23 protein-coding genes and 3 pseudogenes are annotated in these 21,889 nt (G+C 68.5%); 10 read left to right on the forward strand and 16 right to left on the reverse strand.

Annotation, left to right across the window (positions count from 1 at the left end; translation table 11 throughout):
* The 5 genes from AC0B9F_RS33590 to AC0B9F_RS33610 all read right to left on the reverse strand — a co-directional run.
* Positions 1 to 642, reverse strand: a 642-nt coding sequence (locus AC0B9F_RS33590) for an aminotransferase class III-fold pyridoxal phosphate-dependent enzyme (protein WP_472008972.1), incomplete at its 3' end; no start/stop codon positions are given.
* Positions 639 to 902 carry an acyl carrier protein gene (locus AC0B9F_RS33595; protein WP_472008974.1) on the reverse strand — a complete coding sequence of 88 codons (264 nt, stop codon included), beginning with the start codon at positions 900 to 902 and terminating at the stop codon, positions 639 to 641. The genes AC0B9F_RS33595 and AC0B9F_RS33590, both read right to left, overlap by 4 nt.
* Before the next feature lie 67 nt (positions 903 to 969).
* Positions 970 to 2,520 (reverse strand): class I adenylate-forming enzyme family protein, encoded by a 1,551-nt coding sequence (locus AC0B9F_RS33600; protein WP_472008976.1) that lies wholly within the window; start codon positions 2,518 to 2,520, stop codon positions 970 to 972.
* Positions 2,520 to 3,473, reverse strand: coding sequence for a 4'-phosphopantetheinyl transferase superfamily protein (locus AC0B9F_RS33605; RefSeq protein WP_472008978.1), 954 nt, complete (start codon positions 3,471 to 3,473; stop codon positions 2,520 to 2,522). The genes AC0B9F_RS33600 and AC0B9F_RS33605 overlap by 1 nt, the downstream gene beginning before the upstream one ends.
* A 47-nt stretch (positions 3,474 to 3,520) precedes the next feature.
* Positions 3,521 to 4,807, reverse strand: a complete 1,287-nt coding sequence (locus AC0B9F_RS33610) for a type III PLP-dependent enzyme domain-containing protein (protein ID WP_472008980.1) — start codon at positions 4,805 to 4,807, stop codon at positions 3,521 to 3,523.
* A gap of 367 nt (positions 4,808 to 5,174) precedes the next feature.
* Here AC0B9F_RS33610 and AC0B9F_RS33615 point away from each other — a divergent pair.
* Positions 5,175 to 5,435 (forward strand): annotated as a pseudogene (locus AC0B9F_RS33615) (helix-turn-helix domain-containing protein); the annotation flags it as partial.
* 60 nt (positions 5,436 to 5,495) lie between these two features.
* On the opposite strand, the gene AC0B9F_RS33620 reads toward AC0B9F_RS33615, so the two are convergent.
* Positions 5,496 to 5,738 (reverse strand): DUF2283 domain-containing protein, encoded by a 243-nt coding sequence (locus AC0B9F_RS33620; RefSeq protein ID WP_472008982.1) that lies wholly within the window; start codon positions 5,736 to 5,738, stop codon positions 5,496 to 5,498.
* Between the two features lie 113 nt (positions 5,739 to 5,851).
* Between AC0B9F_RS33620 and AC0B9F_RS33625 the strand changes: the two genes are divergently transcribed.
* Entirely contained in the window at positions 5,852 to 6,619 is a 768-nt protein-coding gene (locus AC0B9F_RS33625; RefSeq protein WP_472008984.1) for an IS5 family transposase, read from the forward strand.
* Positions 6,620 to 6,683: 64 nt separating this feature from the next.
* Positions 6,684 to 7,174 (forward strand): annotated as a pseudogene (locus AC0B9F_RS33630) (transposase); the annotation flags it as partial.
* A gap of 66 nt (positions 7,175 to 7,240) precedes the next feature.
* Here the strand turns inward: AC0B9F_RS33630 and AC0B9F_RS33635 are convergent.
* The 3 genes from AC0B9F_RS33635 to AC0B9F_RS33645 all read right to left on the reverse strand — a co-directional run bounded on the left by AC0B9F_RS33635 (position 7,241) and on the right by AC0B9F_RS33645 (position 9,504).
* The gene (locus tag AC0B9F_RS33635; RefSeq protein WP_472008986.1) at positions 7,241 to 7,534 is read right to left on the reverse strand and encodes a hypothetical protein; all 294 of its coding nucleotides are present in this window, start codon (positions 7,532 to 7,534) and stop codon (positions 7,241 to 7,243) included.
* A 70-nt stretch (positions 7,535 to 7,604) separates the two neighbouring features.
* Positions 7,605 to 8,588 carry a helix-turn-helix transcriptional regulator gene (locus AC0B9F_RS33640; RefSeq protein WP_472008988.1) on the reverse strand — a complete coding sequence of 328 codons (984 nt, stop codon included), beginning with the start codon at positions 8,586 to 8,588 and terminating at the stop codon, positions 7,605 to 7,607.
* A gap of 340 nt (positions 8,589 to 8,928) precedes the next feature.
* Complete coding sequence (locus AC0B9F_RS33645) at positions 8,929 to 9,504, reverse strand: CGNR zinc finger domain-containing protein (RefSeq protein WP_472008990.1); 576 nt, start codon at positions 9,502 to 9,504, stop codon at positions 8,929 to 8,931.
* 328 nt (positions 9,505 to 9,832) lie between these two features.
* On the opposite strand from AC0B9F_RS33645, the gene thpD reads away from it, so the two are divergent.
* Positions 9,833 to 10,735, forward strand: coding sequence for an ectoine hydroxylase (gene thpD, locus AC0B9F_RS33650; protein ID WP_472008992.1), 903 nt, complete (start codon positions 9,833 to 9,835; stop codon positions 10,733 to 10,735).
* Between the two features lie 417 nt (positions 10,736 to 11,152).
* On the forward strand, positions 11,153 to 12,466 hold the full coding sequence (locus AC0B9F_RS33655; protein WP_472008994.1) for an MFS transporter: 1,314 nt from the start codon (positions 11,153 to 11,155) through the stop codon (positions 12,464 to 12,466).
* A gap of 447 nt (positions 12,467 to 12,913) precedes the next feature.
* Here AC0B9F_RS33655 and AC0B9F_RS33660 read toward each other — a convergent pair whose 3' ends face one another.
* The 3 genes from AC0B9F_RS33660 to AC0B9F_RS33670 all read right to left on the reverse strand — a co-directional run bounded on the left by AC0B9F_RS33660 (position 12,914) and on the right by AC0B9F_RS33670 (position 14,205).
* Entirely contained in the window at positions 12,914 to 13,111 is a 198-nt protein-coding gene (locus AC0B9F_RS33660; protein WP_472008996.1) for a hypothetical protein, read from the reverse strand.
* A gap of 23 nt (positions 13,112 to 13,134) precedes the next feature.
* Positions 13,135 to 13,509, reverse strand: coding sequence for a PIN domain-containing protein (locus AC0B9F_RS33665; RefSeq protein WP_472008998.1), 375 nt, complete (start codon positions 13,507 to 13,509; stop codon positions 13,135 to 13,137).
* Between the two features lie 87 nt (positions 13,510 to 13,596).
* On the reverse strand, positions 13,597 to 14,205 hold the full coding sequence (locus tag AC0B9F_RS33670) for a Scr1 family TA system antitoxin-like transcriptional regulator (RefSeq protein WP_472009152.1): 609 nt from the start codon (positions 14,203 to 14,205) through the stop codon (positions 13,597 to 13,599).
* Positions 14,206 to 14,924: 719 nt separating this feature from the next.
* On the opposite strand from AC0B9F_RS33670, the gene AC0B9F_RS33675 reads away from it, so the two are divergent.
* On the forward strand, positions 14,925 to 15,764 hold the full coding sequence (locus AC0B9F_RS33675; RefSeq protein WP_472009000.1) for a hypothetical protein: 840 nt from the start codon (positions 14,925 to 14,927) through the stop codon (positions 15,762 to 15,764).
* Between the two features lie 52 nt (positions 15,765 to 15,816).
* Positions 15,817 to 16,908, forward strand: a complete 1,092-nt coding sequence (locus tag AC0B9F_RS33680) for a hypothetical protein (RefSeq protein WP_472009002.1) — start codon at positions 15,817 to 15,819, stop codon at positions 16,906 to 16,908.
* A gap of 503 nt (positions 16,909 to 17,411) precedes the next feature.
* Here AC0B9F_RS33680 and AC0B9F_RS33685 read toward each other — a convergent pair.
* The gene (locus tag AC0B9F_RS33685) at positions 17,412 to 18,422 is read right to left on the reverse strand and encodes a LacI family DNA-binding transcriptional regulator (protein WP_472009004.1); all 1,011 of its coding nucleotides are present in this window, start codon (positions 18,420 to 18,422) and stop codon (positions 17,412 to 17,414) included.
* Between the two features lie 177 nt (positions 18,423 to 18,599).
* On the opposite strand from AC0B9F_RS33685, the gene AC0B9F_RS33690 reads away from it, so the two are divergent.
* Positions 18,600 to 18,875: a hypothetical protein gene (locus AC0B9F_RS33690; protein WP_472009006.1), complete on the forward strand. Its 276-nt coding sequence runs from the start codon at positions 18,600 to 18,602 to the stop codon at positions 18,873 to 18,875.
* 77 nt (positions 18,876 to 18,952) lie between these two features.
* Here the strand turns inward: AC0B9F_RS33690 and AC0B9F_RS33695 are convergent, their stop codons facing one another.
* The gene (locus AC0B9F_RS33695) at positions 18,953 to 20,023 is read right to left on the reverse strand and encodes an alpha/beta fold hydrolase (protein WP_472009008.1); all 1,071 of its coding nucleotides are present in this window, start codon (positions 20,021 to 20,023) and stop codon (positions 18,953 to 18,955) included.
* A gap of 154 nt (positions 20,024 to 20,177) precedes the next feature.
* Here AC0B9F_RS33695 and AC0B9F_RS33700 point away from each other — a divergent pair, with 154 nt between their 5' ends.
* Positions 20,178 to 20,915, forward strand: a complete 738-nt coding sequence (locus AC0B9F_RS33700; RefSeq protein WP_472009010.1) for a TetR/AcrR family transcriptional regulator — start codon at positions 20,178 to 20,180, stop codon at positions 20,913 to 20,915.
* Positions 20,916 to 21,010: 95 nt separating this feature from the next.
* Here AC0B9F_RS33700 and AC0B9F_RS33705 read toward each other — a convergent pair whose 3' ends face one another.
* Both AC0B9F_RS33705 and AC0B9F_RS33710 read right to left on the reverse strand, forming a co-directional pair.
* Positions 21,011 to 21,316 (reverse strand): hypothetical protein, encoded by a 306-nt coding sequence (locus tag AC0B9F_RS33705; protein WP_472009012.1) that lies wholly within the window; start codon positions 21,314 to 21,316, stop codon positions 21,011 to 21,013.
* A gap of 33 nt (positions 21,317 to 21,349) precedes the next feature.
* Positions 21,350 to 21,507, reverse strand: a pseudogene (locus tag AC0B9F_RS33710) (IS5-like element IS4811 family transposase); the annotation flags it as partial.
* Positions 21,508 to 21,582: 75 nt separating this feature from the next.
* Here AC0B9F_RS33710 and AC0B9F_RS33715 point away from each other — a divergent pair.
* Entirely contained in the window at positions 21,583 to 21,795 is a 213-nt protein-coding gene (locus AC0B9F_RS33715) for a hypothetical protein (protein ID WP_472009014.1), read from the forward strand.
* Positions 21,796 to 21,889 lie beyond the last annotated feature (94 nt).

A 21,889-nucleotide genomic window follows, 5' to 3' on the forward strand; every position in this document is an offset into this window, starting at 1 on the left:
CTCGCCCTGCACGGTCTCCACGATCACCGCGGCGGGCTTGTTCAGGCCGGAGCCCTGGTCCTCCAGCAGCCGCTCGAACCACAGGAAGTCCGGGATCTGGCCGTCGAAGTAGTTGTCGAACGGCATCGGCGTGCCGTGCACCAGCGGGATGCCGGCGCCGGCCCGCTTGAAGGCGTTGCCGGTGACCGCGAGGGAGCCCAGCGACATGCCGTGGAAGGCGTTCGTGAACGACACGATCGCCTCGCGGCCCTTCACCTTCCGGGCCAGCTTCAGCGCCGACTCCACGGCGTTGGTGCCCGTCGGACCCGGGAACATCACCTTGTACGGCAGGTCACGGGGGCGCAGCACCAGGTCCTGGAAGGTCTGCAGGAAGGACCGCTTGGCCGTGGTCGACATGTCCAGGCCGTGCGTGACGCCGTCCCGCATCAGGTAGTCGATCAGCGCCCGTTTCAGTACGGGGTTGTTGTGGCCGTAGTTCAGTGACCCGGCACCGGCGAAGAAATCGAGGTACTGGTGCCCGTCCTCGTCGTACATGCGGCTGCCCTGCGCGCGGTCGAAGACGGTCGGCCAGCCACGGCAGTAGCTGCGTACCTCGGACTCCAGGGTCTCGAAGACGCTGAGGTCGGGCTGGGTGAGCGTCATGCCGCGACCTGCTCACCCCGTGTGGCGAGGACGAAGTCGGTGAAGGTGTCCACGGAGACGAAGTCGTCCGCGTCCAGCTCCTCCGGGTCGACGACCAGGCCGATGGAGTCCTCGAGGAACATGAGCATCTCGAGCATGGTGGTGGAGTCCAGGTGCAGGTCGGCGAAGAGCTTCACGTCGCCGGTGAGACTGGTGACGGGGCGCTCCAGGACGTCGGTGAGGGCGTTCTCGAGGGCGGTGACGACGTGCTGGCGGTCCATGATCAGTTCCTCACGTGGGTTGGTTGTCGTTCTCGGACGTTGTTCTGGTGGGGCGTATGGGAGGGGGTCAGTGGGCCAGGCGTGCCTGGAGGGCCTCGGTGGTGACCGAGGCGGGCGGGTCCTGTTCGATCAGGGCGGTCAGCTTCTTGCGGTCGACCTTGCCGTTGCCGTTGGTGGGCAGGGCGTCGAGGCGGACGCAGCGGCGCGGGATCTTGAAGGGCTCGATGTGGTCCCGCATGCCCTCGCGCACCTGGTCGGCGGTGATGTTCGCGACGACGGCGAGGAGCGCGGTCCGCTTGCCCTCAGGAGGCAGTACGGCGGCAGAAGTCACTCCGTCGACCCGGGTCGCGGCGGCCTCGACCTCGGTGGTGCTGAGGCGGAACCCGCGCTCCTTATAGAGGTCGTCCCTGCGGCCGGAGAAGTAGAGGTAGCCGTCCTTGTCCTGCCAGCCGTAGTCGCCGGTGCGCAGCTCGGGGAACAACCCCTCTGTGCGCGGGAAGCGCTCGGCGGTCAGCTCGGGGCGGCGCCAGTACCCGGCCATGACGTTGGGTCCGCGGACGACGACCTGGCCGATCTCTCCCGCTGGCAGCCGGTCGCCGTCGTCGTCGACGATGAAGACCTCGGTGCCCGGCAGCGGCAGCCCGCAGGAGCCCGGGTGGTCCAGGTCTCCGTCGGGGGGCATGATCGTCGTGCGCTTGCACTCGGTGAGGCCGTACATGACCTGGATTCGCAGGCGGGGCAGGGCGGCGCGCAGCGCGGTCATGGTGGTCTCGGAGAGCGCCGCACCGGTGTTGGTGAGCAGGCGCAGGCGGCTCGGGCCTCCGCTGCTGCGGCCGAGCAGCCAGGCGAGCCGGTCCGAGACGGAGGGCATGGAGGGCAGGACGGTGGCGCCCGCCTCTTCCAGACTGTGCAGCAGCGGGGGGCCGACCTCGGCGACCGTGGCCAGGTGGAGCCGGGCGCCGCTGAGGGCCGCGAGGAAGACCTGGTAGAGGCCGTAGTCGAAGGAGAGCGGAAGCGGGCAGTAGACGACGTCGTCGCTGCGGTAGTCCAGGCACTCCTGGATCGCGGTGGCGGCGAAGAGAACCTGCTGGTGGGTGCTGACCACGGCCTTGGGCAGGGAGGTGGTGCCCGAGGTGTAGATCAGGCTGACGGGGTCCACGCCCAGGGCGCTCGGGCCGGCGGAGGTAGCGGCCTCGGCGGTGTCCGCGTCGAGTGCCGTGCGCACGAGCTCGTCGAGCGCGAGGGAGCGGACGCCGTGCTCGGCGGCGGTCCGTCCGGCGTCCGGGTCATCGGAGACCAGGAGTGCGGGCTCGCAGTCGCGCAGGACGTGTTCCAGCGGCCCGCCGCGTACTTGCTCGTGGAGCACGCTGAAGACGGCGCCGACGCGCGAGGCGGCGTAGACCAGGATGGCGATGCTGATGCCGTCGGAAGCGGTGACGATGATCCGGTCACCGCGCCGCAGGCCCTCGCGCCGCAGGCGGGCGGCCATGGCGGTGGTGGCGGTCGCGAGTTCCCGGTAGGTGAGGCCGTGATCGCGCGAGCTCAGTGCGGCCGACTCCGGATCGCGGTCGGCGGCTCGGTCCAGTATCTCGTGCAGGAGCTGCGGAGTGCGGGGCATCAGGCCTCCTCGGCCGTGGGGGTGCGGGCGGTCGCCATGTGCGCCCGCCGGTGGGGTACGACGGTGGTGGCGGTCGCGGCGCACACGAGTTGAGGCTCGTCGAGGACCTCGCCGGCGCTGTCGGCCTCTTCGGGACTGGCGCGGATGACCTTGTGCGCCTCCAACTCGACCACGCGGCGCAGTCGGGTCTGGCGGACCAGCCGTGCGTGCGCCTCGATGTAGTCGCCGGGCCTCACGGGTGCGGTGAAGCGGATGTCGCTGTACTGGGCCAGCAGCCCTTCGTCGCCGTCCGTGTGGAGGGTGATCTCGGTGACGAGGTCGCCGAACAGGCGCAGGATGCGCGCACCGTCGACGAGGTTGCCCCCGTAGTGGGCCTCTTCCTGACCGATGCGTACACGGAGGAGGGCGGTGGTCGGCGCTTCTCGCTCGTCGCGGGTACTGGTCCCGACGGTCGCGGTCGCGGGGGTGTTCGGCGGCGGCACGGCGTCAAGCTCCTTCGGTGCAGTGGGTTCGGTTCGTCCGTTCCTGGCGGCTTCGCTGGTGGCGTCGCCGGCGGTCGCACCATTGGCCTCGGGGAGGCTGACGGCGACGGCGGCCACGACGTTCTGCTTGTGGGTGATGGAGACCGAGACGGATGACGGGGCCAGTTGCGCTGCTCGTCCGCGGAGGTGGACGACGGGGGCGCCGTGCGCGGTGTGCTCCACGCAGATCTCCCGTGGCGTCACACCTTGCAGGAAACCGATTCCCAGGACTTTGAGGAGGGCCTCTTTGGCGGCGAACCGACCGGCCAGGAATTCCAGGCGGCGGTCTTCGCCGAGGGTCTCGGCGTGGGCTATTTCCTCCGGGGCGAAACTGAAGCGCAAGAACCAGGGTCTTTCGATGAGGCGGCGGAGTTCGGAGCGGTCGAGTACGTCCAGTCCGACTCGCGCGACCTGCTTCGCTGCGGTTCTCATTCGGATCAGGTTCTCGTTCGGATCAGGTGTCCATACGGATCACGTGTTCAGGCGGAGGCGGCGCGGAGATCGACGAGGCGCTGCTTCGCCAGCAGGTCCTCCGTCGTGTCGCGCTCCCGGATGAGGTGGGCGCGCCCGCCGTGGACGAGCACCTCGGCCGGGAAGCCGTGGCTCAGGAAGAGGCCGGGCGAGGCGGTCGGCCCGTAGGCCCCGGACCGCTCCACCGCGAGCAGGTCTCCCGGCCGCACTTCCGGCAGGCGGACCTTCTTGGCCACCACGTCGTTGGGCGTGCACAGGGGCCCGGTAACGCTGTAGGGGCGCGAGGCTCCTGCGGCTCGGTCCTCCAGGTGGCGGACCGGGAAGTTGCGCTTGACGAAGCTGCCGACGCCGACGGCCGCCATGTGGTGGTTCGTGCCGCCGTCGGCGACCACGAAGCTCTCCCCCATGGACTCCTTCACGTAGCGGGCGCGTACGACGTACGTACCGGCCGTGGCGGTGAGGAAGCGACCCAGTTCCATGATCATTCGACAGTCCGGGTTGCGCACCGAGAAGGGGGTGATGACCTCCGCGAGGCCGGCGCCCAGCGCGTCGAGGTCTAGGTCCTCCTCGTTGTCGAAGTAGGCGACACCGAGTCCGCCGCCGAAGTCGACGGTCTCCAGGGGGAAACCGAGCTGTCCGGCCAGGTCCTCCGCGGTGGCGAGGATGCGCCGGGTGTTCTCGACGACGTCTTCGTGGTTGAGGAACCGCGTCCCCATGTACGCGTGCACGCCCTTCACCTGGATGTTGCGGAGGGCCGCGAGGCGGTGCTTGGAACCGCGCAGTTCGGCTTCGTCGATGCCGAACTGCCGAGGTTTGCCGCCCATGGCCAGCCCGGACCCCTTGCTGCCGAAGGCCGGGTTCACCCGGAGGAGCACTGGGAAGTCGTCACGTCCTGCCGCTGCCAACAGCGAGTCGAGCAGGTCGAGCTCGTCCAGTGACTCGCAGACGATCGCGTGGATGTCGGCTTCGACGCACGCGGTGAGTTCCCGCTCGTCCTTGCCGGGGCCGAGGAAGATGATGTCGCCGGGGTCGACCCCCGCCCGCAGGGCGGTGGCCAGCTCGGCGTAGGAGGAGACCTCGGCTCCCGTACCGAACGAGTTCAGCAGGGCACAGACGCTGATGTTCGGGTTGGCCTTGAGCGAGTAGAAGATGTCGGCACCGTCGGGGAGCAGGCCGCGCAACGTGCGGTACGTGTCCGCGAGGACGTCCGCGTCGTAGACGAACAGCGGGGTGCCGTACTCCTCGGCGAGGTCCGCCATCGACTTTCCCTGGACACTGTTCTTCGAGGTCGTCATACGGTCACTGCCATCCGCCGTCGTCTTCGGGTGAGAGGCAAAGAATTCGCTGCTCCACCGCTAAGCCATCGGAGATGAACATTCGCTCTTTCATGACTCGCCTCTCTCGCTGGTTTGCTGTCCGGCGATAACGAGTCTGCGAACTTCGGAGCGGCGAGGGAAGGGCGGACGGTTGGCATAAATCGTCCCTGACCTGTTTAGGACCGCGGTCGGATTAGTCATCCGGCCAAAGGGCCACAGCGATCGCGACATTCTCCGGGCTGGACCGTTTGGGACACGGAAAAATGCGCATGTAGGTCCCACGCATCGCCCCGGCACGGGTCAACGACGTCCCGTAAGCCCTGATCAGACCTGTGATGATCTTGGTGTGGGTGCGGTGGTGACGGCGGCAGAGCCGCAGTGGGTGGGCCTGTTCGTGGGACTGAACGGACGTCAGTTCCGCAGGCTCGTGGGACTCGTACGGTGCCGGGGCGGCGGCAAGCCCACCGGCGGACGGCCGTGGGCCTTGTCATTGGAAAACCGCATACTGCTCGTGGCGGCTTACTGGCGGACGAACCTCACGATGCGGCAGCTCGGCCCCTTGTTTGGGGTCTCGAAACCCGCCGCTGCCCCCGTCATTGACGACATTGAGCTTTTTCCAACCTGCGGCAGAGCGCGGCGGGTGGCGCGATCGCCGTACTTGACTGCTTCATATGACGTCGGCGTCCAACCGCTCCGCGGACTTGAGCAGGTACTCGGGAAGTTTTGAACTGGCGGCCAGCACCTCGATGCCGATGAAGCGGCCGTGCTTGTCGAAGTCGAGGTTGATCATGCCGTCGACGTCCACCGGATCGCAGGGGTAGTGCGCAGACCGTACGCGGACCTGGGGTTCGGTGAAGTACACGTACGCTGCGTCCACGGACTTGTCGTAGGTGACTTTGACCTCTGTCACAGTGAGCCCTTTTCCAATCTGGGTGGCTTGTTGAGCAGTTGGGCTGACAACGTGGTGAAGCCCCTGGTAGATGGGTTTTCGACCAAGAGAACCGTCTCCACCAGAGGCTTCACATGATTGTTTACCCGTCCGGCGTGGACGTGTCCACCTCTTCCCTGCGCTTCCTCGCTCAGCAACTGCGGCGGCACCGCCGCGCGATCGGTTCTCGTTGGCGGCGTCTGAGCGCCGGCCGCCAAGCCCTCCTCGCACTCGCTCACCTGCGCGTGGGACACACCTACGCCCAACTCGCCGCCGGATTCGGCGTCGGCATCACCACCGCGTACCGTTACGTCGCCGAGGCCGTCGACCTCCTGGCCGACCTCGCATCCACTCTGGCCGATGCCGTCCGCAATGCGACGACGAAGGTGTTCGTGCTCCTTGACGGCACCCTCCTGCCGATCGACCGCATCGCCGCGGACCGGCCTTTCTACTCGGGCAAACACAGGAAGCACGGCATGAACGTGCAGGTCCTCACCGACCCTTTCGGCAGACTGCTGTGGGCTTCACCTGCCCTGCCCGGAGCTGTACACGACGTCCGCGCAGCCCGCGAGCACGGCATCAGCGACGCCCTGGCCGAGGCCGACGTCATGTGCTGGGCCGACAAGGGATACCGGGGCGCCGGCGGCACGGTCCGCATCCCGCACTGGGGACGGTGGGAGACGCTTTCCGCCGGACAGCAGGCTGTGAATCGGTCCCACGCGAAGATCCGTGCACTTGTCGAGCAGGCCATGGCCACCCTCAAGTCCTGGCGGCTCCTCCGCAAGCTGCGCTGCTCCACCACCCGAGCCACCGCTCTCGTCCAGTCCGTCCTTGCCCTGCGTCTGGCCTGCTCAGCCGGATGATGGAAAAGGCTCATTGCCCGCGTCTCGCGCTGTCCCCCGTCCGGGGCCGGCACCCGGCGGCACTGTGCTGATCGTGGACGGCACCCTGATCCCGACCCGCGACCGGAGTGTGGCCGCCTCCAGCTAGAACTACCGCTACTCCACCAACCCTCAGGTCGTCATCGACGCCAACACCCGGCTGGTCGTAGCGGCCGGACGGCCCCTGCCCGGCAACCGTCATGACGCCCGTGCCTACCGGGAATCCGGCGTGGACCGTGTTGTGAAGACCGCGCCCGGTTCTCGGTGACGCGGCTATCGCGGCACCCCTGCCCTCATCCCGCACTGGCCACGCAAAGACAGACCACTTACACCTGAGCGGCAGGCGACAACACCGTCCACCGCCGGGCCAGAGCCCGTGTCGAACACGCCTTCTCCCGGATGAAGACCTACAAGATCCTCCGCGACTGCCGGCTACGCGGCGACGGCGTCCACCACGCCGTTCTCGGCGTGGCCCGACTGCGCAACCTGGCCCTCGCTGGGAAAGCACACCTCGACCCAAGGCCATCCCAGTCATGACCCAACACGCTTTACGGGACGTCGTTTAGTGGCGGGGCGTGACACGGGCGTCGGGAGGAGCCGGGCTCACTCCACGTCGTAGGGGTGCAGGGGCACTTCGGCCCGCCGCAGGGACCAGGCGGCTAGGGGAGTGCAGCTGGCGGTCGCATGCTGCCAGATCCGCTTCGCCGCCGCCTCGGCCTCGTCCAGGCAGGCGGAGCGGAGGAAGAGGCTGACGACAAGGTGGGGCCGCGTCTGAGTGTGAACGCTGACGTGTTCGACGATGTCCGGCGCCGCGACCTGGAGCGCCTGCTTGAGCTCAGCCTCAGCGGGCGGGTGGGCATCGCCCGGGGGCGCGAGGGTGAGCTGCACGAGATACATGAGTGGGGTGTCCTGTTCGAATGGTCATTCCCTTTCGGCTGCCTGTCGATCGATCGGCGACGTAGGGCCGTCACGGCCGGATGAGGCCCCTAACAGCCGCGTGCAAGCCGGCCTGGAATCGACTTCGCGCTCCGAGGTGGTCCATGAGCTTCGTGGCGATCCGGCGGGCCGTGCGGCCTGACACGCCCAGCCGCGCCGCGACGTAGTCGTCGGTGTGCCCGAGGGACAACAGCCGCAGAGCTTCCAGTTGTTGCGGACTGAGGCCCTCTTCCTCACTCGGCTGGGCGGTCTCCCCCATAGGTTGGGCAGCCTGCCAAATATTCTCGAAAAGGGCGTACAGGGACGACACTACTCCAGCCGTCTGGAGAACCACCGCCCCAGCCGAGGTGTCGTCCGAGTCGACGGCGACGATGGCGATCTTCTTGTCGCAGATGATCAGGCGGTTCGGCAGCGAGGGCACGGTGCGTATGCGACCCCCACGTTCGGCGAGCCACTCCGCGTGCGCGACCGTGAGGGGATCGTTGCGGACGCTGTCCAGGTACACGGTGCGCATCCGCACTCCGCGCGCGAGCAGGGCGTCCGCGATCGGGCGCGAGCTGCGCAGGTTGGCCTCCGTCTGCGCTCCGCCCGGGGCGAAGGTCAGCAGCTCGTCCTGGACCTCGTCGTGCAGCGCCGCCAAGTAGTCGCGTACGGAGTTGACCCCGGTCAGGCGATGCATCTCGTCCTTGGGACTGTCCTGGGTGAACTCGGACTTCAGCTGTACGGCGGCGGCCTGGGCCTCCTGCACGCGCTGCTGCTGTGCCGCGAGCTCGGCCCGTTCCCTGGCGAGCAGGATCTCCGCGGCGAGGTGAGGTTCCACGACGTGGAAGCTCTGGGAGTCTTCGCGGGAGTGCCACACCAGGGCCAGCTCGCCGAGGGTGTCGAGCGCCCCTCGTACCTCCTGCTCGCTCAGTTGGAGCCTGTGCACCAGCTCGGCCACGCCCTCCTGAGGATGCGCCAGCATCTCGCGGTAGACCATTTCCGCCGTGGCGTCGATTCCCAGAACGTCCAGCATGTACTTCCCTCTCTGCACCTGCGTGCGGTGGCGGGACGAGGGGTGCGGGAGTCTGGTGGCAACTACGCCCTGCCCTCGTCGTCAACAGTGCTCGACGGTCGTCGAGCGGCAGCGTTCCGAACTAGCGAGCAGCACTCCGCGGCGCGGGCCGCTTCCAACGCACAGGGCGGTTCCTGGCGTTGGACACGATCGCGGTGAGCCACGACGGCGCGGCTACCCGCTCGGGACGGTCGTAAAGGGGGGCGTTCCGGCCACCGTGCAAACCAGGTCGGGCACCTGCCCGGTGGAGAGGAACGGCCAAGAGGCAGGCGCGCGGGGGTGAGGCCGCGCCGGTGCGACTTCAGCCGGCGCGCCTCGGGTCCTGGCGCTTGTTGGCGAGGAAACGCGCCTTCTTCGCGCGGTTCCCGCAGGTGTTCATCTCGCACCATCTGCGCGTGGCGCCCCGACTGGTGTCGAAGAAGGCGGCCCGGCACGTCGGGGACGCGCACAACGCCATCGCCCCCTCGCGCGCGCCCGAAACGATGTCGACCGCGTCGGCGGCGATCACGCTGAGGGCGTCCTCGACGGAGGCGGAATCCAGGTGCCACTCCCGTCCGCCCTGGGGCGAAAGGACCGCCGAGGCCCGGCCGCCCGTACTGCAGTCATTGATGACCTGAACGGCCGCGGCGGGAGGGGGGGCCTGCGTCGCGACGGCGGTAGCGGCTTCGTGGATCGCTTCACGCAGCTGCCGAGCATGCTCCAGCTGGGAGTCGCTGCACGAATCGACCCGGAGCCCGTTGACCGCCAACCAGTCGACCAGCCGCTCGGGGACGGGAACCCGCTCGACGGGTTCACCGCAGCGTTCCGTGAGGGTCGCCGTGAAGCTGGTCGCCAGCACCTTGCCAAGACGGAACTCGGGGAACTGCTTGACGGACATGGAACCACCTTAGCCGGTTGCTACGTGGGGAACAAGCAAGAGAACCGCTCCAGGCGGTTCCGTACTGCTGGAGGGCACGGCCCCTGCGTCCGCATCCCCGTGGACGGACACGCAATTCGCGGTCCTGATTAGGTCAAGGACGATTCAGGACACTCGTAGGCCCTTCCTTTGCCCTCTGCGATCTTGCAGTATCGAAAGAGCCGGAGGACGAACCAGTGAGCCGCAGGAAAAAAGGCCTGGAATTCCGGCACCTCGCCCCGCAAGCCGATGAATCACGCCCCTATGCGGGCAGAAAAAGCCGCCGCTCGCCTGAAAAGGAGAACAGCACATGACTGTCGCTCAGCGCCCCGACCTTTATCCGACCCGAGTCCTCGGCGAGGCCGTTCCTCAGCCGCGGACGGACCCGTCGGTGTGGGGAGAGGCTCCGGGCCCGCTCGACGGCAAGCAGCTCACGCAGTACGAGTCCAACGGCTACCTGGTCCTCGACGACCTGCTCTCCGCGCACGAGGTGGACCTCTACCTCTCCGAACTCCGGCGCCTCGGTGAGGACCCGGAGCTGCGCGCGAGTGAGCGCGTCATCCTGGAACCGGATTCCGACGAGGTCCGTTCCGTCTTCGAGGTCGAGAAGGTCAGCGAGATCTTCGCCGAGCTGCTGCGGTCGCCCCGGCTCGTGAACATCGCCCGCCAGGTACTCGACTCCGAGGTCTACATTCACCAAAGCCGGGTCAACTACAAGCCGGGGTTCGGCGGCGCCCCGTTCCACTGGCACTCCGACTTCGAGACCTGGCACTCCGAGGACGGCATGCCCCGGCCGCGCGCGTTCAGCGTCTCGATCTCCCTCACCGAGAACCACCCGTTCAACGGCCCGCTCATGGTCATGCCCGGCACTCACAAGACGTTCGTCCCCACGGTCGGGGCCACTCCGCAGGACTACCACAAGGAGTCGCTGCGCGTGGCCGCCCCCAGCGTCGGCTCCCCGGACCGCAAGCACCTGACGCGCATGGCGGAGGAGCACGGTATCGAGCAGATCACGGGTCCCGCCGGCTCCGCGGTGATGTTCGACTCCAACCTGCTGCACGGTTCCAACGGGAACCTGTCGCCGTTCGCGCGCTCGAACATCTTCATCGTCTACAACAGCGCGGAGAACACGCTGGAGGCGCCTTACGCCGCGGACGCGCCGCGTCCGCAGTACCTCAGCAACCGCGAGTTCTCCTCCCCGCGAGGCATGTAGGCGCCCGCGCCCGTCGCCGTACAGGTGAGGCCGTGCTGGCCCCGGCCGTGTCCGCGCCCCCTCTGCGGGCGCCGCACGGGCCGGGGCCCGGCTTGCGTAGTTCCGGCCGCCGGTCCGCCGCGGGGTCGGCTCCGGCACGTTACTCGCGAGGCGCCCCGGGCAGGAGCGTGGAACCGGCTTGGCTGGTTGCCACGAGAATCACGGACTGGTAGAACCGTCTTAGGTGGTTCCATATCGACTCGGAGACTTCATGGCGCCCTCGAGAACCAGCCCTGAGTGCCCTGCGGCGCACGCACGCCCCACCGGGCTCGTAGAGAGAAGACCGACGGCGGATTTAGCAGTCCTGCCGGGCGTCGTCGCAGTGGTCCCCCCCTTTGCTGCGCTCGCCGAAGAAAGCCAACTGAGACGAGGTCTGCCATGACCGCAACTGTCCTTGCTCCAGCGCGGTCCACCGCCGTGTCGAAGAAGGTCCTCTTCCCGCTGCTGCTGGTCCCCATGTTCCTGGGCGGTGTGGACTCCACGCTGTTCAACTCCATCGCCTACGACCTGCCAGTCCTGACCGACTCATGGCGCCTGTGGTTCATCGACGGGTACACCATCGCCCTCGCCTCCAGCGTCGTCCTCGGCTCGCGTCTCGGCGCACGCCTGGGGCCCGGCGTGACGCTGGCGACCGGCCTCTTCGTCTTCGCCCTCGCGGGGGCGAGTCCCGCACTGCTGGACTCGGCGGCGACGTGGACAGCGAGCCGGTTCATCCAGGGCTTCGGCTACGCCCTGATCGTCTCCAGCGTCGCCTCGGTCATCGGCGGACTGCCCGAGACGTCGGAGCGCACTCTCGGCTACTCCCTGTGGATCACCACATACAGCATCGGAGCCGGTGCGGCACCTCTGATCGGCCGGGCCTTCGTCGGCATGGACGCCTACGCGATGCTCTTCTGGCTGCCCGCCGCCGTCGCCCTGGTATGCGGGGTGCTCGCCACCGCGCTGCTGCGCGGCATCACCCTGGGACAGGCCTCGTCGACCAAGGTCGACGTCGCCTCCTCTGCCCTCGCCTTTGTGGGCTTCGGACTCTTCGTGGCCGGTCTGCAGAGCCATGGCGCCGCGCTCGGGCGCGTCCTCGCGACGGCCGCGGGCTGCCTGGTCCTGACCGTCTTCTGCACGCGGCAGCTCCGCTCGCGCGACCCGCTCATCGACGTACGCATGCTCAGCTTCTCCCGGCTCGGCGCGCCCTCGCTCGCGCTCGTCGTGAGTTCCGCCAGCTACACGGGATCAGTCTTCCTGTTCAGCGCGGAGGCCGACTCGCTCCTGTCGATCCTGCCGGTGTCGGTGCTGGCCCTGTGGGTCTCCCTCGGCGGGTTCGCGTTCCACAAGCTCCAGGCCCGCTTCACCGCCGTGCACATGCTCCAGGTCAGCCTGGCCACCTGCGCCGTCGGCCTCGTCGTGGCCGCCTTCGTCGGCCTGTGGCCCGCCAGCTTCCTGATCGGCCTCGGCGTCGGCGTCTCCATGGCCTCCGGCGACGCCTACCTGCTGGGCAGCGTCCCGCCGAAGGACGTCGCGCGCGCCGCGGCCCTCCAGGAGACGGCCCTCGCGGTGGGTGCGGCGCTGGGCGTGGCGGGTTTCGGCGGCATCTTCGCCGCCACCGGCTCGGTCGTAGGGACGGCCGTCATCACGGCGATCATCGTCGCCGTCGTCGTGGCGGTGCTGCGCTGCAACCGGGGCGTCTTCAAGGCGTAGCCCGAACGCCTCGCAGGTCACGCAGGTGGCCACCGGTCCACCGGTAGCCACCCGCGTTCCGGCGCCAGGCGAGCGCAGGGAGAACCTCGGCGGCGACGCGATGGCCGGACTCGACGGCCCGTCGATGACAGCACCGCTTCCCGGCACGGCATGCAGCGCGTCGCCGACGGCCACGGTCGTCTCGCCTCCGCCGCCGCAGCCTGGCCCATCTCGCCGCGCGGCCGACGACTTCCCTGCCGTCCTCGATACGGCCCTCACTCTCGGCTGGGAAGGCCGGCACCACCACGTCGAAGGCGACGTCTGGTGGCCTCACGGCGCCACGAACCGCTCGGCCACCGCCCACGCCGCCGCCCGCACCGAAGCCGAAGACCACGCAATCGGCCGGCGAACGCGCCATCCGCCAGGCGCAACATGCCTTCACACTCGCCTTCACCAGCCCCGGCCTTGTCACCGGCGCTTGCGGAACGTCCGGGCGGCAGCCGTGGCCTCCGCGCGGTCTGGGGCGCGAGAGCTGCCCTCGAGGGGCAGGACCCGGACCGTGCGCACCGCGTCGGTGCCGACCGTGCTGTGCGCCGTGGTGACGATCCGCGCGGTGATCAGGCGCAGCTGGGTGGCGTAGGCCGGGGAGTCTGGGCGCAGGTCCAACTGCCTGGTAGAGGCGGCGCGGGTCAAGTGGGGTTCAGCGGAGTGATGTCGGTACCCGCGTACAGCTCAGGTTCCAACGAGAGGACCGTCAGCGGCTCTCCCGCCTTTACCGCGTGCCAGGCGATCGCAGCAGCATGGGCCACTGGCCAGTCCACGTTTGTCCAGTCCATCGCATCCACTGCGTGCGCCGCGGTGAACGGAACGTTCTCCGCGAAGCGCAGGGATGCTGCGTGCTTGTCGGCGCCCGCAACCTGCCGTTCGGCAGCGAGCACGGAGAGGGAAGGGATGATGACACGGCCGGTGCCGCGCGAGGCCTCGATGTAGAGGCCCGTGAAGAAAGAGTCCGCGCGGTACAGAGCGGCCAGAGCCGTGTGGTCCAAGACGGCCGTCAGGTTCATGTGGCGGCGCCGCCCTGATGGGCGCGAATCTTCGCCCAGGCGTCCCGGCCGACCTGCTGAACCTGCTCGGTGTACTCAATGCCGAGCTCACGGGCCGCCTCGGCAGCACGCTGCTCCCGCTCGCCCTCCGTGAGCTCGCGGGTGGCGAGCTCTTCCAGCAGCTCCGTGATGGTGGTGCCGCACGGTGCGCTGCGCGGTGAAGGGGATGATGCCCAGCGAGACGGAGGCGAGGGGCATCACGGCCAGGAGGTGGCGCAGCTGCCCGCGCATCGCCTTGGGGTCGGCGGGGCGGTAGCGCAGGACGGACTCCTCGAGGAGGACGACGTAGAGGTGGCCGCCCTCGTAGAGGAACCGGGAGCGGGCGACGCGGGCGGCGACGGCTTCGGCGACGTCGTCGGGGGTGCCCTGGAAGCGGGTGATCTGCTCCATAAGGGCCGTCGCGAACGCCGGCGTCTGGAGGAAGCCGGGCGGCACGTTGGAGACGTAGACCCGGCAGTGGCGGGTCTGCTCGTGCAGGGCGTACCAGTCCTCTTGAACCTGGCGCATGCCGTTGCGGTGCAGGCGGCGCCACTCCATGTACATCGAGTCGACCGCGCGGGCGGTGGCGATGAGGTCGTCGGCCTGGTCGCCGGCGCCGCACGCCGCGCACCATGTACGGATGTCCGCGTCCGAGGGCAGGGCCGCGCCTTTTTGGATGCGGGTGGTCTTGGCGGGGTGCCAGCCGCACCGGGCGGAGAGTTCCTTGAGGGATGCGCAGTCCCAGGTCGCGTAGCTAGCGCTTTGTTCACCTCGACCGCCCCCGGACCAGCAGAGGCGTGGCCACTGTGGTGGGCGAAAGGCCACGGACCGGGTCTTCGTCTGACCAGCGAGGGCGATGTCACATCTCCGCACACGCTACCCACAGGACCGAATGTGGACTGTAGATGCCTGGCTGAACGGCTGCTAGAGTCCGCATTTGCTGCTCGGGACAGGGTGGCGAGATGGCCGGTCCGAACCCTGGTCTGCCCCTCAGCGGCGTACATCCGCGAGGCAGTCAGCCGTCGTGATGCCGTGACACTTCCGTACCGACGACGCCCGTGCCCCACCGGGTACCGCTCTGAGCTGCGTCATGCCGCCATTGATGCCCATTGGCCACCCGCCCCTTGTTGCTTGTCACCTGATAGAGGGGGAGATCCCGCATGAACGCACGACTTCTGCACCGCTTCTCCGCAGGCAGAACGGTGCTCCTGGGTGCCGTTCTGGCCCTGGCAGTGCCGGGAACCGCGTACGCCAACACCGTGAGCATGACCGTAAAGGCCCCCGGGCCCAACAGCGGCCCCGCCACCTCGAACTCCGAGATATCAACCCACGGGGACTGTGCTGGCGGCCTCATTTCCGGCGGTGGGATCAACCAGGCCGCCGGAACCGGTACGGGAGTGAACGGCAATCACGTCAACGGCACCTCACCCAGTTCCGACGGCACCACCGAATACACCGGCTCCACCGGTGTCGTCGGCACCGACGTGACCCGCTGGCTCGGCATCGGCGGAAGCGGGGGCCAGGTCAACGCCTCCTTCTCCACCACCCCTTACGCCATGTGCATCACCAGCACCCTGATCAAGCACACCCAGGTCGTCATGAACAAGGCCAACGCGCCCACCGCCGGAACGACGGTGAGCGCCGTCACGGCGACCTGTCCGGCCAGCACCCGCCTGCTGGGCGGCGGAGCCCGGACCACCCCCGGCACTACGGGCACCTTCAAGACGATCGCCAGCTTCCCCACCTTCAACAACTCAGCCCACAGCCTCGGCTTGAAGGCCGCAGGGGACGGAGAGTCCAACCCCGACTCCTGGACGGCCGTCGGCTGGGACTCCGGCCCCAGCAGTGCCAACACCACCTACGCATACGCGGTCTGCAGCGGCAACGGCATCAATGTCAGCGGCGCAACGGTGAAGGTCCGCCACACCGAGGTGAGCGGCCCGACCTCCGGGAGCACCGGGCAGACGGCGACCGTGGGCTGCGCCGCGGGTGACGGGAATCTGGTCAGCGGGGGCGCCGCCATCAGTGCAGGGAACGTGACCACCACCGACTTCACCGGCCCGGCTTCGGGCGGCGACCACCTCAACGGAAGCTTCCCCAGCACCTCCGGCGGCGCCGCGGTGAGCGACGGGGCCACCACGGCGGCGTACTGGACGGCCGCCGCCCACACCGGAGGACAGTCGTCGCCCGGTACCCACACCGACGTCTGGGCGCTGTGCGCCAACGACGGTGTCTGAGGCAGCGGTTGCCGCCGACCGGCCACACACGAGGAAACAAGAGAGAGAACGCATGAGCATGAGATTTCGGCGTGGCTCCGCCACGCGCAAGGCCCTGGTCCTGGCCGCCCTGCTGACCGTGGCAGTGCCGGGAGCCGCATACGCCAAGACCGTCGACCTCACCGTCAGCACCCCCGGGGCCACCATGGGCCCCGCGACCCCCTTCACCGGAGTCTCCTCGCATGCGGACTGCGCGCGGGGCCTCGTCTCCGGCGGTGGTGCCGGCCAGACCATCGGAAACGACGGGAGTTCCAACGGCAACCACGTGATGGGCATGGCGCCCAGCGCCGACGGCATTACGGAGTACACCGACACGCCCGGGATCGTCGGAACCGACCCAACGCACTGGATGGCCTTCGGCGGAAGCGGGAGCCACAGCAGCCCCGACTTCTCCACCACCCCCTACGCGATGTGCCTCCACAGCAATCTGATCAGGCACACCCAGGTGGTCATGAACAAAGCCCCCGGGCCCTCCACCGGGCTGTCGGCCCGCATCGTGACGGCGACCTGCCCGGCCGGCACGGTCCTGATCGGCGGCGGCGCCCGCACCACCCCGGCGAACGTCGGCAGCCTCAAGCCGATCGCCGTCTTCCCCACCTTCAACGACGCCGAGCACCACTTCGGCACCATCGCCGCGGGCGACGGCGAGAGGGGCCCCGACTCGTGGACGGCCGTCGGCGGGATCGGCGGCGGACGCGACCAGAACAACATGACCTACGCCTACGCCATCTGCAGCGGACACGACACCGACCTCAAGCACGTTGCGACGACGGTCCGCTTCACCGAAGTGAGCGGACCGAACACGGCATCCACAGCACAGACCGCGACGGCCGGCTGCTCCCGCGAGGACGGGAATCTCGTCAGCGGCGGCGCCGCCATCAGCGGGGGCAACGTGACCACGACCGACTTCACCAAGGCCACCTCCGGCGGTCCCCACCTCAACGGCAGCTTCCCCAGCGACGCCGCCGGCAACCCGTTCGGCGACGGCAGCTCCAACCCCTCGTACTGGACGGCAGCCACACACAGCGGGGGATCGCCTTCCCCCGGCAGCTACTCCGACGTCTGGGCCCTGTGCCTGGACGTGCAACACGGGAACAAGCAGTAGCTCCCCCGGAGTGGACACCCTACGCCGGGAGTCCACTCTGACAGCGCCCGGGCACGCCCCAACAATCTTGAGGAAGCACCCAAGAAACCGGTTCTCACGCGCGAACCCAGCGGTGCCGGCCGCATCGTGCAGCGGTGGTGCAGGGTGTCGAAGGCGTCGCGTTCCATGCCGGTGACGGTGTCGCTCCCGCCGCTGTCGCCGGTGATGTACCGGTGCCGCACAGGGTGAATCCGTCGTAGCCGTAATGGGCAGCGAGAGCGGTGGCCATCGGGTTGCCCGCGTCCGTGCCGGCGGGCTGGTGGTCCAGCTCGAGGATGGGCAGTTCGTTGAGCAGTCGTAAAAGGCGCCGAAGGAGGGCGTGGGACCGGCCCCGGTATAAATCCTCTGCGACTGGGTGAAGCAGTGTCCTGCGGCCACCATGACGGGAGTGTTGGCGCTCTTGCGGGACAGCGGGCAATCCGGCCGAACAATAGAAGGTGCCGGCGGCCAGTGCGGTGGTGCGTTCAGGATGACTTTCGGACGGTCAAAGAAGGCCGGAGTACCACGTTTGATTCCGGCACTGCCTCGTCGTTGATTTGCGCGATCAGCAAACGCGCCATCTCCAGGCCCATCGCCTCCAAAGGCTGGCGCACGGACGTCAGCGGCGGTTCGGCTTCCGCAGCAACCGGAGAGTCGTCGAAGCCAACTACGGCCACATCACGAGGCACTTGACGCTGTGCCTGCCGCAGAACGTGCAGAGCACCCACCGCCATGCTGTCTGAGGCGGCGAAAACAGCGTCCAGTTCCGGACAGCGAGTGAGAAGCTCGCGCATCGCAGCGATGCCTGAGACTCGGGTGAAGTCACCGTGGGCCTCCGCGACGGGATACAGCCCGTTCTCCTGTAGCACGTCGAAGTACCCGGTGCGGCGGTCGACACCCGCCTGGATGTCCAAGGGCCCGGTGATGGTGGCGATACGACGTCGGCCCTGCTCGACGAGATGCTGGACGGCCAATCGCGCACCGAGCACATTGTCAACATCGACCGACCACTGCGGCATGTGACCGGTCGGTCGGCCCACCAGCACAGTCGGAATGCCTGAGCGCTGAAGTTCACCGGGCAGTGGGTCGTCACCACGGAACGAGCTCAGCAGGACTCCGTCGACGTGGCGAGCTTTCAGGAAGGTTGTGAGCCGATGATGGTCTTGCTGGGTCTGGGCTATGGCCAGCAGCAACTGGACGCCTTCGTCAGCAAGGCCGGCGGTGGCTCCCCTCACGACGGCAGAGAAATAGGGCTCTTCCCAGAAGACCCGCTCCTCCTCGACGGCAACCACGAAGGCGACAGTGTCGGTGCGCTGCCGTACGAGTGCGCGGGCGGCTGGGTTGGGTACGTAGCCCAGTTCGCGGACGGCGCGCAGCACGGCCTCGCGGGAGGCCGTGCTGACCCTGCCGGAACCGTTGATGACACGCGAGACCGTTCCGCGGCCGACCCCCGCACGGGCCGCCACGGTGTCGAGCGTCGCCCGTCGTCCTTCCAACTGTCCCTCTCCTCTTCCACTTGGCGTGCTGTCCCTTGAATGGCCCGCGCCTCAGGTTAGTACTCCAGCTGTAGATCGTGATCTTGCGTCTTGTGGCGGCGAAGGCTGAGCGCGTGCCACCCGTCAACGGCAGTGGCTCCGCCTGGCCGGATGCGCTGTCGTGGTGCCCTGGATCGGTTGGGAGAGGCGACCGGCGGCTTCCCGGAGGATGACTTCGGCGAGGGCGCCGCGGCCGTCGTTCTTCGGCAGGGCGGCGGCGTGGCGCTGGACGTCGGCGGCCACCGCACGGGCGTGCCCGGTGAGCTGGACGTGTCGAAGCTGCGGACCGGATTGGCCTGGCGTGATGTGCCAGAACGCTATGGCTCCTGGCAGACCTTGTGTACGGTGCCCGTCCCGAAGGGGACTTCTCTCGTCCACGCTCGTCATGCTGCTTCTGATCCAGTCAGGAACTGATCGTCATCGGCGGCCTCGCCTACCTCGTCCACCGGCGCCCGGCCCTCGCACCGCGCCTCACCGCATAGGACACGGTCCTATCGGGTGCTGGGGAGGGTGGGCAGGACGCGGGTCAGGAGGAAGTCGAGGAAGAACTCGGGCCGCTTGTAGGCGGCGAAGTGACCGGCGTCCTCGATCAGGGCGAACTCCTTGACCGGGGCCTGGACGTCGTCGAAGAAGGTACGGGCGCGAGCAGGTGTGTTCACCATGTCGCAGGCGCCCTGGACGACGAAGAACGGGACGTCGAACCGGGTGCCGTCCGCCCAGTCGTCGAAGGAGGCAGTGCCCGGCAGGACGGAGGCGGAAGCCATGAAGCTCTTGAAGAAGGTGATGATCTCGCGCAGCGAGTGCAGCGGCGAGTACCACAGCGATTTCATCACCACGGACTTCATCGCGGCGAAGGTGTGGGGGTCGGTGGCGGAGGCGAAGCGGTTGAAGTGGCTGAACTGTTCGGCGCTCCAGGTCCGCCGGTCCGGGCCCATCTCGCGTACGGCGGCCGACTCCTTCTTCTTGCCCGCCTGCTCCAGCCGCTCGAGCGCGGCGTAGTAGTCGGAGGTGTCCCGGCCGCCGTCGAAGATCTTCTGGTCGGTTCCGATGTATGCGCTGACCAGTCCGGGGTGGCTGCGCGCGACGCGCATCGCCACGGCACTGCCGAAGGAGCATCCCAGGAGGACGACCCGCTGCACGCCGAGGCGCCCCCGTATGTGCTGCACCACCTCTACGGCGTCCTGCACCAGCCGCTCGAACGTCATCTCGCCCTGGCTCTCGGCGCCGGAGCGGCGCAGGGTCTTCCCGGTGCCGCGCATGTCCCAGCGCACCAGGGTGACGTGCCGCTCCCAGTCGCGGGAGAGGTTGGCCAGGACGGAGTTGGACGAGCCGGGACCGCCGTGCAGTTCCACCACGACCGGGTTGGCGTGGTCCTCACCTCGGAGGGAGAGCCACTGGTCGAGCCCGCCGATCCGAGTGAAGTACTGCTCGTCGATGCCATGGCCCCCGGTGATGCGCAGACGGCGGGCGTTGCCCGAGCGGACGATCGCGCGGTGGGCGAGGAGACCCATCACAGGGGCGGCGACGGTGGCGCCGACGGCGGTGATGACGGTGGCAAGCATGGACACCCCCAGAAACTGCACGGACCAAGAATTGTGTACGTGATACACGTTTTATTGCTGTGTATGTTATACACAGTTGATGGGTGGATGACAACACCTCTGGCATCCGTTGGCATCCCTTGGCGGCCTGGCCGCAGGAAAGGAGGCCGGTACCGTGCCGGCGAACAAGGAGAGCAAGCGGGACCCGGGCGCCAGCCTCGCGCTGTTGTGGGGCCGGGCCGACAGCCGTCCGCGACGGGGGCCCAAACCGAAGTTCACGCCCTCCCAAGTGGCTCTTCGTGGGGTCGAGATCGCCGATGCCGAAGGTCTCGAGGCCCTCTCCATGCACCGAGTGGCCGAGATACTCGGGGTCACCACGATGGCGCTCTACCGCTACGTCCCCGGCAAATCCGACCTCGTCGACCTGATGGTCGACACGGTGCTCGGCGATCCGCCCGACCTCGGCCGCATCCCGGGCGGCTGGCGCCCCCGCCTCGAAGCCTGGGCACGCGCCTGCTGGGACGTCTACCGAGCCCATCCCTGGATCCTGACCGCGACGGGCCTGCGACGACAGGCCATGGGCCCGCACCAGGTGGCCTGGCTGGACACGGCCCTGGCCGCCCTCGAACCGACCGGGCTCACCGCCCGCCGCCGCCACGACGCCGCCATCCTCGTCTTGAGCCTGGTGCGCAGCCTCACTCAGGAGGCGCTCGACAGCACCGAGGAGGGCGACGAGGAATGGGACCGCCTCACCACTGATCAGCTCACCGCGCACGCCGACCGGTTCCCCGCCCTCACCCGGGCCGTCGCCGAGGGAGCTTTCGTCCCCACCGACGACGACCCCCTCGCCTTCGGCCTCACCTGCGTACTCGACGGCATCCAGGGACTCGTGGAACGCGCCGACCGTGAATAGGGCCCGCTGGCGAGTCAGCTCGAGGACGCCCGGTGCTGACCCCTTGTGATCGGGCAGGGAAGTGGCGCTTGTCGTCGGCTCCGATTCGGCATGACTCAGCCGGCTCGGGGCAGGCGGCCCCGGTGCCACATGCGCCCGTCGAACTTGTTGATCAGGTGAGGTATGCCCTGCAGCAGGCAGGCCTCTGCCCCCATGATCAGGCCAACGACGGGCCGGGGCTCCGGGTCCTCGAGGTCCCCGCAGGTGTCCTGGTGCGGTGGACGGCATCGGATGGCTTCACTGCCCTGGCGGCTGACCAGCCAAAAGCCTCCTCGGACGGCATGAAGATAATCGTGCACGCCGCCGTGGCGGGCGTGCTGCTGCAGTGCGGACACACGGTCACGGAAGCCGACGATCAGCACGGCGTCGTGGTTCTGGCCGGCGGATCAGCGGCGCCGGGCGAGTCTGCGGGTCATGACCGTGATGAGGGACCCGGTCAGGCGAGCCTCGAAGTGCAGGGCAGGCGCTCGTGATCGCGGACCTTGCGGCGGGCGTTCATCAGCCAGCCCAGCGTCCGCTCGACGTTCCATCGGCGAGGGACGGCGACGAAACCGCAGCAGGCGGAGGCGCCCATCCGTCCGCGCACCACACCGTGCGCCCCTGAAGGGTACGGCGGGAGGCTGGCGTCATGGCCGGCGAGCGCCCAGTCGTGATCTACCCGCCCAACGAGTATGGCGGCCGCCGCGTCCGTATCAGCGGAGAGAGCGTCGGCACCGCCTATACGCTGAACGACATCGCGGTCTTCCTGGAGCGGGCGGGCCTGGAACGGTGGTGGGACGAGATCGATGTGGCTGCCGACACCGAGATGATCGAGTGGCGCGGCGGCGGCCCGGATGTGTAGGGCTAGGGGACGTCAGGGGGTCGGGTGAGAGGTGGCCTGCAGTCGCCAGCCGCTGCCACTGCAGCTGTCGTGCAGGGGCGGGAACCGGTGGCCC

The organism is Streptomyces sp. NPDC097129, from assembly GCF_055668065.1.

Coding starts and splice junctions, on each gene's coding strand:
- AC0B9F_RS33595 (WP_472008974.1), bottom strand. CDS start 902: ATGGACCGCCAGCACGTCGTCACCGCCCTCGAGAACGCCCTCACCGAC.
- AC0B9F_RS33600 (WP_472008976.1), bottom strand. CDS start 2,520: ATGCCCCGCACTCCGCAGCTCCTGCACGAGATACTGGACCGAGCCGCC.
- AC0B9F_RS33605 (WP_472008978.1), bottom strand. CDS start 3,473: ATGAGAACCGCAGCGAAGCAGGTCGCGCGAGTCGGACTGGACGTACTC.
- AC0B9F_RS33610 (WP_472008980.1), bottom strand. CDS start 4,807: ATGACGACCTCGAAGAACAGTGTCCAGGGAAAGTCGATGGCGGACCTC.
- AC0B9F_RS33625 (WP_472008984.1), top strand. CDS start 5,852: ATGATTGTTTACCCGTCCGGCGTGGACGTGTCCACCTCTTCCCTGCGC.
- AC0B9F_RS33635 (WP_472008986.1), bottom strand. CDS start 7,534: ATGTATCTCGTGCAGCTCACCCTCGCGCCCCCGGGCGATGCCCACCCG.
- AC0B9F_RS33640 (WP_472008988.1), bottom strand. CDS start 8,588: ATGCTGGACGTTCTGGGAATCGACGCCACGGCGGAAATGGTCTACCGC.
- AC0B9F_RS33645 (WP_472008990.1), bottom strand. CDS start 9,504: ATGTCCGTCAAGCAGTTCCCCGAGTTCCGTCTTGGCAAGGTGCTGGCG.
- thpD (WP_472008992.1), top strand. CDS start 9,833: ATGACTGTCGCTCAGCGCCCCGACCTTTATCCGACCCGAGTCCTCGGC.
- AC0B9F_RS33655 (WP_472008994.1), top strand. CDS start 11,153: ATGACCGCAACTGTCCTTGCTCCAGCGCGGTCCACCGCCGTGTCGAAG.
- AC0B9F_RS33665 (WP_472008998.1), bottom strand. CDS start 13,509: ATGAACCTGACGGCCGTCTTGGACCACACGGCTCTGGCCGCTCTGTAC.
- AC0B9F_RS33680 (WP_472009002.1), top strand. CDS start 15,817: ATGAGCATGAGATTTCGGCGTGGCTCCGCCACGCGCAAGGCCCTGGTC.
- AC0B9F_RS33695 (WP_472009008.1), bottom strand. CDS start 20,023: ATGCTTGCCACCGTCATCACCGCCGTCGGCGCCACCGTCGCCGCCCCT.
- AC0B9F_RS33715 (WP_472009014.1), top strand. CDS start 21,583: ATGGCCGGCGAGCGCCCAGTCGTGATCTACCCGCCCAACGAGTATGGC.